General features: G+C 73.5%; 13 protein-coding genes. 8 read left to right on the forward strand and 5 right to left on the reverse strand.

What is annotated here, in order from left to right:
• The first annotated feature begins 36 nt into the window (after positions 1-36).
• Positions 37-783 (forward strand): hypothetical protein, encoded by a 747-nt coding sequence (locus tag EV383_RS01175; protein ID WP_130288187.1) that lies wholly within the window; start codon positions 37-39, stop codon positions 781-783.
• A 66-nt stretch (positions 784-849) separates the two neighbouring features.
• Here EV383_RS01175 and EV383_RS01180 read toward each other — a convergent pair whose 3' ends face one another.
• On the reverse strand, positions 850-1,665 hold the full coding sequence (locus EV383_RS01180) for a crotonase/enoyl-CoA hydratase family protein (RefSeq protein WP_130288188.1): 816 nt from the start codon (positions 1,663-1,665) through the stop codon (positions 850-852).
• A 156-nt stretch (positions 1,666-1,821) separates the two neighbouring features.
• Between EV383_RS01180 and EV383_RS01185 the strand changes: the two genes are divergently transcribed.
• Positions 1,822-2,400 (forward strand): hypothetical protein, encoded by a 579-nt coding sequence (locus EV383_RS01185; RefSeq protein WP_130288189.1) that lies wholly within the window; start codon positions 1,822-1,824, stop codon positions 2,398-2,400.
• Between the two features lie 38 nt (positions 2,401-2,438).
• Here the strand turns inward: EV383_RS01185 and EV383_RS01190 are convergent, their stop codons facing one another.
• The 3 genes from EV383_RS01190 to EV383_RS01200 all read right to left on the reverse strand — a co-directional run bounded on the left by EV383_RS01190 (position 2,439) and on the right by EV383_RS01200 (position 4,371).
• A complete protein-coding gene (locus EV383_RS01190) occupies positions 2,439-3,086 on the reverse strand; it encodes a maleylpyruvate isomerase family mycothiol-dependent enzyme (RefSeq protein ID WP_130288190.1) in 648 nt (215 codons plus the stop codon).
• Between the two features lie 83 nt (positions 3,087-3,169).
• Positions 3,170-3,754, reverse strand: a complete 585-nt coding sequence (locus EV383_RS01195; RefSeq protein ID WP_130288191.1) for a TetR/AcrR family transcriptional regulator — start codon at positions 3,752-3,754, stop codon at positions 3,170-3,172.
• Positions 3,751-4,371 carry a TetR/AcrR family transcriptional regulator gene (locus EV383_RS01200; RefSeq protein WP_130288192.1) on the reverse strand — a complete coding sequence of 207 codons (621 nt, stop codon included), beginning with the start codon at positions 4,369-4,371 and terminating at the stop codon, positions 3,751-3,753. The genes EV383_RS01195 and EV383_RS01200 overlap by 4 nt, the downstream gene beginning before the upstream one ends.
• A gap of 122 nt (positions 4,372-4,493) precedes the next feature.
• Here EV383_RS01200 and EV383_RS01205 point away from each other — a divergent pair, with 122 nt between their 5' ends.
• From EV383_RS01205 to EV383_RS01230, 6 genes are read left to right on the forward strand one after another with little or no spacing between them, the layout of a single operon-like run.
• Positions 4,494-6,089 (forward strand): class I adenylate-forming enzyme family protein, encoded by a 1,596-nt coding sequence (locus EV383_RS01205; protein ID WP_130288193.1) that lies wholly within the window; start codon positions 4,494-4,496, stop codon positions 6,087-6,089.
• A gap of 13 nt (positions 6,090-6,102) precedes the next feature.
• Positions 6,103-6,903, forward strand: a complete 801-nt coding sequence (locus EV383_RS01210; RefSeq protein ID WP_130288194.1) for an MBL fold metallo-hydrolase — start codon at positions 6,103-6,105, stop codon at positions 6,901-6,903.
• 14 nt (positions 6,904-6,917) lie between these two features.
• Positions 6,918-7,682, forward strand: a complete 765-nt coding sequence (locus tag EV383_RS01215) for an SDR family NAD(P)-dependent oxidoreductase (protein ID WP_130288195.1) — start codon at positions 6,918-6,920, stop codon at positions 7,680-7,682.
• Entirely contained in the window at positions 7,679-10,003 is a 2,325-nt protein-coding gene (locus EV383_RS01220; protein WP_130288196.1) for a xanthine dehydrogenase family protein molybdopterin-binding subunit, read from the forward strand. Before EV383_RS01215 ends, EV383_RS01220 begins: the two co-directional genes overlap by 4 nt.
• Positions 10,000-10,812 (forward strand): FAD binding domain-containing protein, encoded by an 813-nt coding sequence (locus tag EV383_RS01225; protein WP_130288197.1) that lies wholly within the window; start codon positions 10,000-10,002, stop codon positions 10,810-10,812. Before EV383_RS01220 ends, EV383_RS01225 begins: the two co-directional genes overlap by 4 nt.
• 1 nt (position 10,813) lies before the next feature.
• Positions 10,814-11,290: a (2Fe-2S)-binding protein gene (locus EV383_RS01230; RefSeq protein ID WP_130288198.1), complete on the forward strand. Its 477-nt coding sequence runs from the start codon at positions 10,814-10,816 to the stop codon at positions 11,288-11,290.
• On the opposite strand, the gene EV383_RS01235 is transcribed toward EV383_RS01230, so the two are convergent.
• The gene (locus tag EV383_RS01235) at positions 11,269-11,889 is read right to left on the reverse strand and encodes a DUF7002 family protein (RefSeq protein ID WP_130288199.1); all 621 of its coding nucleotides are present in this window, start codon (positions 11,887-11,889) and stop codon (positions 11,269-11,271) included. The genes EV383_RS01230 and EV383_RS01235 overlap by 22 nt on opposite strands.
• Positions 11,890-11,894 lie beyond the last annotated feature (5 nt).

Consider the following 11,894-nt stretch of genomic DNA (forward strand, 5'->3'; position numbering starts at 1 on the left):
CGTCATCGACCCTGTCTCGAGAGGTGTTCGTCCAGAATGAGCTTGCGCGAAAAGGTGCCCGGCGTCCGTCCGTCGAAGTCCGACAAGCGGGAGGCGACCGCCGCCCGGGTCGAGACCGCGGCCGAGCGCGCCGAGCGCGCCGCGATCCGTGCCGAGATCGCCGCCGAGCAGGCCGCCGATGCAGCCGGATCCGTCGGGTCCGACGGTAAGTCCGGCAAGAAGAGCAAGGCGAAGGCCGACAAGAAGGCCGCCAAGGCCGAGAAGAAGGCGAAGAAGGGCTCGGGCACGAAGTCGAAGGCCGCGAAGGTCGTCGCGAACGCCGCGGACGAGGTCGAGGCCGTCGCCGACGACGCGAAGCCCGGCAAGAAGTCGAAGAAGAAGGCCAAGGCCGAGAAGAAGGCCGAGAAGAAGAAGGCCGAGAAGAAGGCCGAGAAGGCCAAGGCGAAGAGGAAGGCCGACAAGGCCGAGGGCAAGAAGAAGTCCGACCTGGACGCTAAGGCCGGGAAGAAGAGCAAGGCGGAGAAGAAGGCAGCGAAGAAGGTGAAGGCGAAGAAGGCCGACCGCGACGTCGAGGCGGACCGCCTGACCGTCGTCGTCGCACGTCCCGTGAGCGACGAGCGTTCGGCCGGGGCGCATGCCGCCGCGGCCGCGACGTCGCCGGGCCGCCGGGTCGACGAGTCCCTCGAGGCCTCGAAGGCCGAGGACGAGCGTCGCGGTATCACCCCGTCGCCGGTCGTCGACCCGGCTGCGCGGACCAACGACCACGTGGTCGTCGTCCGCTAGGACCCCGACCTGCGAGAACGGGGCCGCGCCTCTGCCGGGAGGGCGGCCCCGTTCCCGTCTCCGGGGTCAGTCCCGGTAGCTGCCGGGACGCTTCTCGGCGAACGCCGCGAGGGCCTCCTCCAGGTCGGCGGAGATCAGCGTGGCGCCGTTCCAGGTGGCGATCTGCTCGAGACCGTCGGCGACGGAGTGGTCCCGGGCGTAGGTGATGGCGTGCTTGGTGCCGCGCATCGCGAGCGGGGACTTGGCCGCCAGCTCGCCGGCGAGGGTCGCGACCCGCTCCCGTAGGGCGTCGGCGTCCGGGAGCACCTCGTTGACCAGGCGCAGCTGGGCGGCTTCGGCGCCGCCGACCGGGCGGCACGTGTAGGCCAGCTCGCGGGCGACGCCCTCGCCGACGATGCGGGGCAGCCGCTGCAGGACGCCGACGTCGGCGGCCAGGCCCATGTCGACCTCCTTGAGCACGAACCTCGCGTCCTCGGAGGCGTAGCGCAGGTCGCAGGCCACGGCGAGGTCGAGGCCGGCGCCGATGCAGACCCCGTGCACGGCGGCGATCACCGGCTTGCGGCACTTCTCGATGCTGGTCAGGCAGTCCTGCAGGTCGAGGATGATCCGCCGCAGCTCGTCGGAGCCGTGCCCGCGGGAGTCGCCACCGGCGGCCTCGCGCAGCCCGCCGAGCATCTCCAGGTCGATCCCGGCGCAGAAGTTGCGGCCGTTGCCGGAGATCACCACGACCCGCACCGCCGGGTCGGCGTCCAGCGCGCGGACGGTGTCGCGCAGCTCGAACCACATCGCCCGGTTCATCGCGTTGGCCGCGGCGGGACGGTCCAGGCGCAGCTGCGCGACCCCGTCCGTCACCTCGACCGCGAGCGTCGTCGGCTCACCCATGATCGTCTCCTCAGCCTTGTTGCCCGTTCATCGTGCCGCCGGGCGTTCCCGCGGCAGGCTAACCCGGGGGCGGGGTGGTCGGAGCCGCCCGGTAACGCCTGTGCCGCAGCCGACGACCACCGTCGCGACGACGCAGACGGCACCCCGGTAGGTCACGTGGACACCAGCACGATCCTGTTCCTCTCGGCACTGGCGTGCGGCGTCCTGTTCGCCGTGTGCGCGGTCTACTCCCAGATGCGCGACGGTGTGCGGCTGGGCTCGGTCCGATGGACCACCCCCGCCGTCATCCTCGGCTGCTGCGCCGCGTTCGGCGGGCTCGCCTACCTGCTCGACTCCGGCGTCGCGGAGCAGACGCTCTACGAGATCGAGGCCGAGGGGACGGGCGCGCAGGTCCCGCGGCCGATCTCGTTCGCGATCCCGGTCGAGCACCCCGGCGCGATGCACAGCCTGATGGTCGCGCCGAAGACCGACACCGACGTGACCGACGCGGCGGACGTCCGGGTGCAGCTCAACGACCCGGCCGGACGGGTGCTGGTCGACGAGCCCCGCACGCTCGACCAGCGCTGCCCGAGCGACGGCCGGTGCGAGTGGGACAGCTACACGAAGGACTTCACCCCACCCGGCCCGGGCACGTACGAGCTGGTCGTCACGGTGCTGACGCCCGACGTCCCGATCGTGCACGTGTGGGTCGGCGACGAGCTCAAGACCGACGGGCAGCGCGCGCCCGGCTACTGAGACGCCGGCGACCGAGACGTCCGGCTGCCGGGGGCCGGTCACGGGGACGACCGGGCGCCCACCCGCTTCGCCGCCTCGGCCAGCCCCTCGCCGCCGAGCCCGTCCAGCCCGGCCGGACGCCCGGTCATGAGCAGCAGCAGCTCGCCGCCGGGCCCGCTGACCGCCGGCCCGGTCGCCGCCGCCCATTCCGAGTCGGTCGCGACCAGCCGCACGCCGTCGAAGCGCGTGCGGGTGCGGTAGAACGAGCTGGCCCACACGTGGCTCAGCGCCACCGCGACCCGCTCCGGATCCATCGGCCGGTCGCGGTGCAGCGGACGCGCGACGTCCTGACCGTGCACGAGCAGGTCGACCAGGGGGTCGGCGGGCTTCGTGCCCGGCGGACGGCGCGCGGATCCCGCCGTCTCGCGGAGCTGGGCGACGAGCTCGGCGGGTTCGAACTGCGCGGCGCGGGCGCGGGCCGCGTCGCCGATCATCCGGTTGACGTCGAACCGGGCGCGGACCATCGCGCCGACGGCGGCCGGTGCGGACAGCCGGGTCGCGTGCGTCAGGTGCGCGACGACCTCCCGCACCGTCCACCCCTGACAGAGCGACGGCGTCCGCCAGTCCTCGGGGGACAGGTCGTCGAGCAGGTCGGCCAGGCCCATCCGCTCGGCCTCGACGGCGAGCCGGATCTGTTCGCGGTCCATGCTCGGCTCCTCGGCGCATGCGGCTCCTCGCCGCGGGTGGAGCGAGGACGGTAGCGCCGAACGCACCGCGGGGACAGCGCCGCTCAGACCCGTCCGACGCCGACGATCGTCAGGGCGAACTCGGTGTACTCGCGGGCGACCTGGTCCGGGCCGACCGGGCCGTCGTCGCGGAACCAGCGCGCGATGCTCACGCACATCTCGCGGATCGCGAAGGAGGCCAGCGCGGGGGAGTCGACGGCGAACCGGCCGGCGCGCACGCCGTCGACGATGATCTCGCGCAGCCCGTGCTCGTGGGCGCGGCGCAGGTCCTGCATGGCGCTGCGGTGCGGCTCGTCGAGGCTGCCGGTGTCCCGGTTGACGACGATCGCCTCGCGGCGGTGCGTGGCGTGCCGGCGGGCGTAGACCAGCGTCGCGTGGTGCAGCCGGTCGAGCGGGTCGGTGCGGCCGTCGACGGCGGCGTGGAAGTCCTCCAGCACCCCGGTCACGGTGCGCTCGACGAGGGTGTGCAGCAGCTCGTGCTTGGATCGCATGTGGTTGTAGAGGCTCGGCGTCCGGACGTCGAGCGCGGCGGCGATCTCGCTCAGCGCTGTGCCGTGGTAGCCGCGTTCGGCGAACAGCGTCAGCGCCGCGTCCAGCACGGACTCGCCGGTCAGGGGCGCCCGGGTCACGGCCGGTACCGCACGATCCGCAGCGCGTACCCGGCGAACTCGTCGGCCACCTGCGCGGCCGTGCGCGGACCGTCGTCGCGGAACCAGCGGGCGATGCTGACGCTCATCTCCAGGATCGCGAACGACGCCAGAGCGGGGTCGCCGACCTGGAACTCACCGGCCCGCACGCCGTCGGCGATGATCGCCCGGACCGCCCGTTCGTGCTCGCGGCGGCGGTCCCGGATCCGGGACCGGTCCGGCTCGTCGAGGCCGCCCGCGTCCCGGTTGACGACGAGTGCCTCACGCCGGTGCGTCGCGTGGCGCAGGGCGTAGACGCGGGTTGCCGCGTGCAGCTTCTCCGCCGGGGTGCCGAGGCCGTCGACGGCGTCGGCGAATCCGTCCAGGACGTCGTCCAGGGTCCGGGTCAGGATCGTCTCCAACAGGTCCTGTTTGGAACCCATGTGGTTGTAGAGGCTCGGGGTGCGGATGCCGAGCGCGGCGGCGATCTCGCTGAGCGGGGTGCCGTGGTAGCCGCGCTCGGCGAACAGGGTCAGGGCCGCGTCGAGCACGGACTCCCTGGTCACGGCCGTCCGGGGCGGTGCGGGCGCGGCGGCGGACGGGTCGGCGGCCGGGCACATGCGGGCCACCCTAGCCGCGGACACGGGGCGCCCCCGGAGCCTTGCGCGTCCCCGGGCGGTCTGGTTTGCTCCTCGACGAACGATCGTTAGCTAGCCGGGTCGACGGGGATCGAGGAGCGACGGTGCTGCGAACCGAGTACATCCGGCCGGTGCACGAGATCCTGGCCGGTCACGCGGCCGAGCGTCCGGAGCGCATCGCGTTCGTCGACGACGTCCGGACGATCACCTACGCCGACCTCGCCGCGACCACGGCCCGGCTGGCCGGGCACCTGCAGGGGATAGGCGTCGAACGCGGGGACCGGGTGCTGCTCTACCTGGACAACCGGGTCGAGGTCGCCGAGTCCTACCTGGCCGTGCCGCGGGCCGGGGCGGTCGCGGTCTGCGTCAACCCGGCCTCGCCGGTGGCCGAGGTGGAGCACGTGCTCGCCGACAGCGGCGCCCGGGTGGTCGTCACCGACGCCGCGCATCTCGGCGTGGTGCGGGAGCTGGCCGTCGGTGCGGACCTGCTCGCGGTGGTGGTCGTGGCGGACGACGAGCCGGGTGCGAACGCCGGGGCGGGCCCGGACGGCCGTGGGCGAGCGGACGGGGAGATCCGGTACGCCGACCTGCTGGCGACACCGGCCGCGGAGGACCCGCGGGACTGTCTGGACCTCGACGACACGGCCTGGATGCTCTACACCTCCGGCACCACCGGCCGTCCCAAGGGCGTCTACCTCACCCAGCGCGGATGCCTCTGGGTCGTCGCCGCGTGCTGGGCGCCGGTCGGCATCGGTCCGGACGACGTGCTGCTCTCGCCGCTGCCGTTGTTCCACTCCTACGCGCTGGTGCTGTGCGTGCTCGGGGTGGCCGCGGTCGGCGCGAGCGAGCGGATCCTGCCCCGGTTCTCCGTCGACGACGTCGCGCAGCGTCTCACCGGCGGACCCGAGGGCGACGTGACGGTGATGCCCGGCGTCCCCACGATGTTCCACTACATGGTCGACCGGCTGGACGTCCTCGACGCTCCCGGCCTGCGGATGTGCATCTCGGCCGGCGCGATCCTGGCCGCCGCGGTCAACGAGCGCTTCGAGAAGGCGTTCTCGGTCCCGCTGCTCGACGGCTACGGCATCACCGAGACCTCGACGATGGTCACGATGAACTGGCCGACCGGCGAGCGGGTGATGGGCTCCTGCGGGCTGCCGATCCCGGGCCTGACCGTGCGTCTGGTCGACCCCGCCACGCAGCGCGACGTGCTCCCGGGCGAGGAGGGCGAGATCTGGGTGCAGGGTCCGAACGTCACCCCGGGCTACCACCATCTGCCGGACGCGACGGCCGCCGCGATCGTCGACGGCTGGTACCGCACCGGCGACCTCGCCCGCCGGGACGAGCACGGCTACCTGCGGATCAGCGGCCGGACCAAGGAGCTGATCATCCGCGGCGGGGAGAACATCTACCCGGCCGAGGTGGAGGACGCACTGCTGGCGCTGGACACCGTCGCCGACGCCGCCGTCGTCGGCGTGCCGCATGAGCACCTGGGCGAGGTGCCGGTCGCGTTCGTCGTGCCGCGCGGGCCCGGCGCGCTCGACCACGACTCCGTGCTGGCCGGCGCCGGGCAGCGGCTGTCGTCGTTCAAGGTCCCGGCCCGGCTGGTCGAGGTGGAGACGATCCCGCGCACGGGGTCCGGGAAGATCCTCCGGTTCCGGCTGCGGGACGAGATGGCCAGTCTGACTAATGAGCGTTAGTGGAGGTGGGCCGGTGAAGATCGGTGCGGTCGAGATCCTGCCCGTGCGGGACGGCACGGGACGCGAGGTGGCCACGGATGTCCTGAGCCGCCCCGGCGTGTCCGGGGACGAGGCGTGGTCGTGCCACGCCGACCAGGTCGACGGCGACGGCGTGCTGCACCTGCCGCTGGGCGGGTTCCTGGTCCGGACCGGCGACCGGACCGTGCTGGTCGACGTCGGCGTCGGCGGGATCGACAACGGCAAGTACTCCGGCGGCGGGTTCCTGGACTCGCTGCGGGGGTACGGGGTCGCGCCCGACGACGTCACCGACGTCGTGTTCACCCACCTGCACTTCGACCACGTCGGCTGGGCGACCCGTCAGGGCGAGGTCGTGTTCGATAACGCCACCTACCGGGTGCACGCCGACGACTGGGCACACTTCGTCACCTCGGCCGACGCCGAGCCGGGCGCGGTCCGGAAGCTGACCCCGCTGGAGAGCCGGCTGGAGACGTTCACCGACGACGTCTCCCTGGCCCCGGGCCTGAGCACGCGGCACACCCCCGGGCACACGCCCGGCTCCACGGTCTACGTCGTCTCCGACGGCGACGAGCGCGCGCTGTTGCTCGGCGACGTCGTGCACTCGGTGGTGGAGCTGGCCGAACGCGACTGGGAGGCCGTGTTCGACGTCGACCCGGTCGCCGCGAGCGCCGTGCGCAACGCGCTCGCCGACGAGGTCGCCGACACCTCCGACCTGGTGGTCGGTGCGCACTTCCCGGACCTGCGGTTCGGCCGGGTCGTCACGACCGGCGGCCACCGCGCGTTCCGGTCGGTCTGAGGAGAGGACGAGAGATGGATCTGCAGCTGGCGGGTACGACGGTGCTGGTCACCGGCGCCGGGCAGGGACTGGGCCGGGCGATCGGGCTGGCGTTCGCGGCCGAGGGCGCGCACGTCGCGTTCCACTTCCACTCCTCCGCCGAGGGGGCGGAGAAGGCCGCGGCCGAGGCCGCCGAGCTCGGGGTGAACGCGATCGCGGTCGGCGGGGACACCCGCGACGCCGCGGCGGTGGCGGAGATCGTGGAGCGCGTGGAGTCGGAGCTGGGCCCGATCGGGGTGCTGGTCAACAACTCCGCGGTGACGAAGAAGCAGCGCTTCCTGGAGTCCACACCGGAGGACTGGGCACCGCAGATCGACGTCACGGTGACCGGGACGCTGCAGCTCACGCACGCCGTCGCCACGAGGATGTCGGAACGGAAGGCCGGGTCGATCGTCAACCTGATGGGCGACTCCGGGCGGGTGGGGGAGTCCGGGCTGCTGGTCACCGCGACCGCCCGCTCGACCACCGTCGGCCTGACCCGGTCGCTGGCCAAGGAGCTGGCGCGGTTCGGGATCCGGGCCAACGCGGTGTCGCTGGCGCTGGTGCGCACCGACCACTTCGACGCCCACGCCGGCACGCCGGAGGCCGAGCAGATGAAGAAGGTCCTCGCGATGTACCCGTTGCGCCGCTTCGGGCACCCCGACGACGTCACGCCGATGGTGCTGATGCTCGCCTCGCCGCTCTCCTCCTGGACGACGGGCCAGGTCGTGTCCGTCAACGGCGGATACGCGATGCCGTGAGCGGCGGCGAGTCCCTGGGCCGCAGCGTCCGCCGCAAGGAGGACCAGCGCCTGGTCACCGGGCACGGCCGGTTCGTCACCGACCTCGAGCTGCCGCGGATGCGGCACGTCGCGTTCCTGCGCAGCCCGGTGGCGCACGCGCGGATCACGTCGGTGGACGTGTCCACGCCGGCGGACACGAGGGTGTTCACCGGCGCGGACTTCGCCGACGTCGTGCTGCGTGCGCAGTCCGCGTTGCCGTCGTACGTGGAGACCGGGCAGCCGGTGCTCGCGCACGGGAAGGTGCGCTTCGCCGGGGAGCCGGTGGCCGCCGTCGTCGCGGCCGACCGCTACCGCGCCGAGGACGGGTGCGAGCTCGTCGACGTCGACTACGACCCGCTCCCGCCGACCGTGTGCGCGTGGGAGCCGCCGCAGGAGCCGGTGCACGCCGAGGCGCCGGACAACGTGCTGCTGGAGCGCACGTTCACCGCGGGCGAGGTGGACGCGGCGTTCGACGGCGCGGCCGTCGTCGTCGAGCGGGACCTGGTCACCAACCGGCACGCGGGCAACCCGATGGAGTGCCGCGCCGGGGTCGCCGTCTTCGACGAGCACGACCGCAAGCTCACGTTCTGGAACGGCACCCAGGTGCCGCACATCGTCCGGAACATGATCGCCGAGCTGATGGGCCTGCCGGAGGGCGACGTCCGGGTGATCGCCCCGGACGTCGGCGGCGGGTTCGGCGTCAAGGCCGTGCTCTACCCCGAGGACGTCGCGCTGTGCCTGATGGCGCGCGCGATGCCGGGCGTCCCGCTCAAGTGGGTCGAGGACCGCGCCGAGCACCTGCTCGCCGCCACCCACGCCCGCGACCACCGCTACCGCATGCGCGCCGCGTTCGACGGCGACGGCACGCTGCTGGGGATCGACGCGGACGTGACCTGCAACGTCGGCGCCTACTCGGTCTACCCGTGGACGGCCGGGATCGAGCCGCTGATGGCGGGTGGCCTGCTGTCCGGGCCGTACAAGCTGACGCACTACCGCTGCACCGTCCGCGGCGTCGCGACGAACACCGCGCCGTCCGGGCCCTACCGCGGGGTGGCCCGACCGGCGAGCGTCTACGCGATGGAGGCGATGTTCGACTCCGCCGCGGCGCGGCTCGGGCTGGACGCGATCGAGATCCGGCGCCGCAACGTGATCATGCCCGAGGACATCCCCTACAAGATGCCGTCGAAGCTGGTCGACGACTCCGGGCACTACGCCGAGTGCCTGGACAAGGCCCTCGACCTGATCGACTACCCGGCCGTGCGCGCCGAGCAGGAGCGTCGCCGGGCCTCGGGGGAGGCTCCGATCGGGATCGGCGTCGCGCTCTACAACGAGCTCACCGGCCTCGGCCGGGCCGCCAGCGCCGGGCCGCGGATGCCGTTCCGCACCGGGCACGACGCGTGCACCGTGCGGATCAACCCGGACGGACGGGTCACCGTGTTCTCCGGCGTCACCTCGCAGGGCCAGGGCCTGGAGACGACCGTCGCGCAGATCGTCGCCGACGGCATCGGCGTCGGCTACGACGACGTCGACGTCCGCATCGGCGACACCGACGCCTCGCTGTGGGGCTTCGGCGCGTTCTCCTCGCGGCAGGCCGTGATCGGCGGCGGCGCCGCACACCGCACGGCCGAGGCGGTGAAGGTCAAGCTGCTCGACCTCGCCGCCGGGCTGCTGGAGGCCTCCGCCGACGACCTTCGCGTCGCCGGTGGGCAGATCTCCGTCGTCGGCGAGCCGGAGCCCCGGATCTCGGTGGCCGAGGTCGCGCGCGTCGCCTACCTGGAGTCGAACCGGCTGCCCGAGGGCATCGAGCCCGGCCTGGACGCGACGCGGTTCTACGACCCGGTCCGGGGCGCGTTCGCGGCCGGGGCGCAGGTCGCGGCCGTCGAGGTGGACCGGGTGACCGGTGAGCTGGCGATCCTGTCGTGGGTCTGCGTGGAGGACGCCGGACGGGCGATGCACCCGCAGATCGTCGACGGGCAGATCGCCGGATCGATCGCGCAGGGCATCGGCGGCGCGCTCTACGAGCACCTCGTCTACGACGCCGACGGCAACCTCTCGACCGGCACGCTGCTGGACTACCTGATGCCGACCAGCGCCGAGATCCCGGAGATGGTGATCGGCCACGTCGCGCAGCCGGCGGCGAACCCGCTCGGGGTCCGCGGGGTCGGGGAGGGCGGCACGCTCGGGCCGAACGCCGTGCTGGCCGGGGCGGTGCACGACGCGCTCGGGGTCGAGATCGACACGCTGCCGGTCTCGCCGTCGCGGGTCTGGGAGGCGCTGCACGGGCAGGTGGTCCGGGTATGAAGTGCGCCCCGTTCGACTACGTCCGCCCGTCGAGCGTCGAGGAGGCGGTCACGACGCTGCGCCAGGCCGCCGGCGACGGGAAGATCCTCGCCGGCGGGCAGAGCCTGGTGCCGGTGATGGCCATGCGGATGGCGCGGCCGTCGGTGCTGGTCGACGTCAACCGGATCCCGGGCCTGTCGTCGGTCGAGGTGGACGCCCGCGCGCTGCGGGTCGGCGCGCTCACCCGGCACGCGCTGCTCGAGGCCCAGGACGAGCACCCGCTGCTCGCCGAGGCCGCGGGCTGGATCGGGCACACCGCGATCCGCACCCGGGGCACCGCGGGCGGCAGCCTGGCGCACGCCGACCCGTCGGCGGAGCTGCCGGTGGTCGCCGTCGCGACCGGCGCCACGGTCACCGTCGCCGGGCCCGACGGGCTGCGCGAGCTCGACGCCGCGGACCTGTTCACCGGCATGATGACCACCGCGCTCGCGGACGACGAGATGATCACCTCGGTGCGCTTCCCACGTCCGGACCGCTGGGGGTTCGCCGAGTTCGCCCGCCGGCACGGCGACTTCGCGCTGGTCACCGCCGTGGTCACCGGGTTCGGCGACGGACTGCGGGTCACCCTGGGAGGGGTGTCCGCGGCACCGGTCCGGGCGCACGCCGCGGAGGAGGTACTGGCCGGCGGCGGGACGGCCCGCGACGCCGCGCAGGCCGCGTCGCAGGAGATCGAACCCACCGCCGACCTGCACGGGTCCGTGCCGTTCCGGCGCGCGATGGCCGCCGAGATGGTCCGCCGGGCACTCGCCCGGGTCGGGCCGGGGGAGTGAGATGGACGTCCAGTTGACCGTCAACGGCGAGACGACGCGGCTCGACGTGGAGCCGCGCCGGACCCTGGCCGACGCGCTGCGCGAGGACCTCGGCCTGACCGGAACCCACCTGGGGTGCGAGCACGGCGTGTGCGGGGCGTGCACCGTGCTCGTCGACGGGGCGCCGGCGCGGGCGTGCCTGATGTTCGCCGTGCAGGCCGACGGCGCCGACGTGACGACCGTCGAGGGACTGCAGGACGACGACGGCGGGCTGCACCCGTTGCAGGAGGCGTTCGTCGCCCATCACGGCCTGCAGTGCGGCTTCTGCACGCCGGGCATGCTGCTGACCGCGGCGCACCTGCTGGAGACCCACCCGGACGCGGACCGGGAGACGATCCGCGCCGAGATGGCCGGCAACATCTGCCGCTGCACCGGCTACCAGGGCATCGTCGACGCCGTGCAGGCCGCGGGGCGTGATCAGTCGAGGTCCTCGACCTGATCCCCGTGCCACCGCTGCACCCGCAGCAGGTGCCGGTCCAGGTCCGGCACCCCGCCCGAGACGGCGAGCTCGACCACCCGGTCGCAGTCCGGGAAGTCGGCCACCGACCGGAACGTCTCCGGCCCGCGGCGCCCGCTCGGGAACAGTGCGGCCCCTGAGTTGATCCGGGTGAGCACGACGTCGTCGAGGTGCGCGCCGAGCAGTGACGCGGTGTCCACGGTGAGCACGAGGTGCGTCTCGCCGGCGTAGCGGGGCAGGCTCCGCAGCTGGTCGAGCCGCGCCGGGTCGGCCCAGAGGAACGCCATGGTGTTGATCCGGCGCAGGTAGTCGGCGGTGGTCATCGCGGTGCCGTCGAGCATCCGGGCCAGGTGCTTCTCGTTCATCGGCCGCTGGTCGCGGAGCCGGGCGACGCCGTGCTCGGGGTGGGTGAGCCGGTGCGCGACCGGACGTCGCCGGGTCAGGAGATTCTCGTCGGCCTCGAAGAGCCGGACCAGCGCATCGGCCGTGAGCAGGCCGTGGGCGCGGATGCCCGGCCACGCCTGCGCGGAGGTGGTGTGGAACAGCCGCGGCACCCGTCGCACCAGGTCGTCGACCCGCACGGACG

It is taken from the genome of Pseudonocardia sediminis (assembly GCF_004217185.1).
GTDB classification, from domain to species: Bacteria; Actinomycetota; Actinomycetes; order Mycobacteriales; family Pseudonocardiaceae; genus Pseudonocardia; species Pseudonocardia sediminis.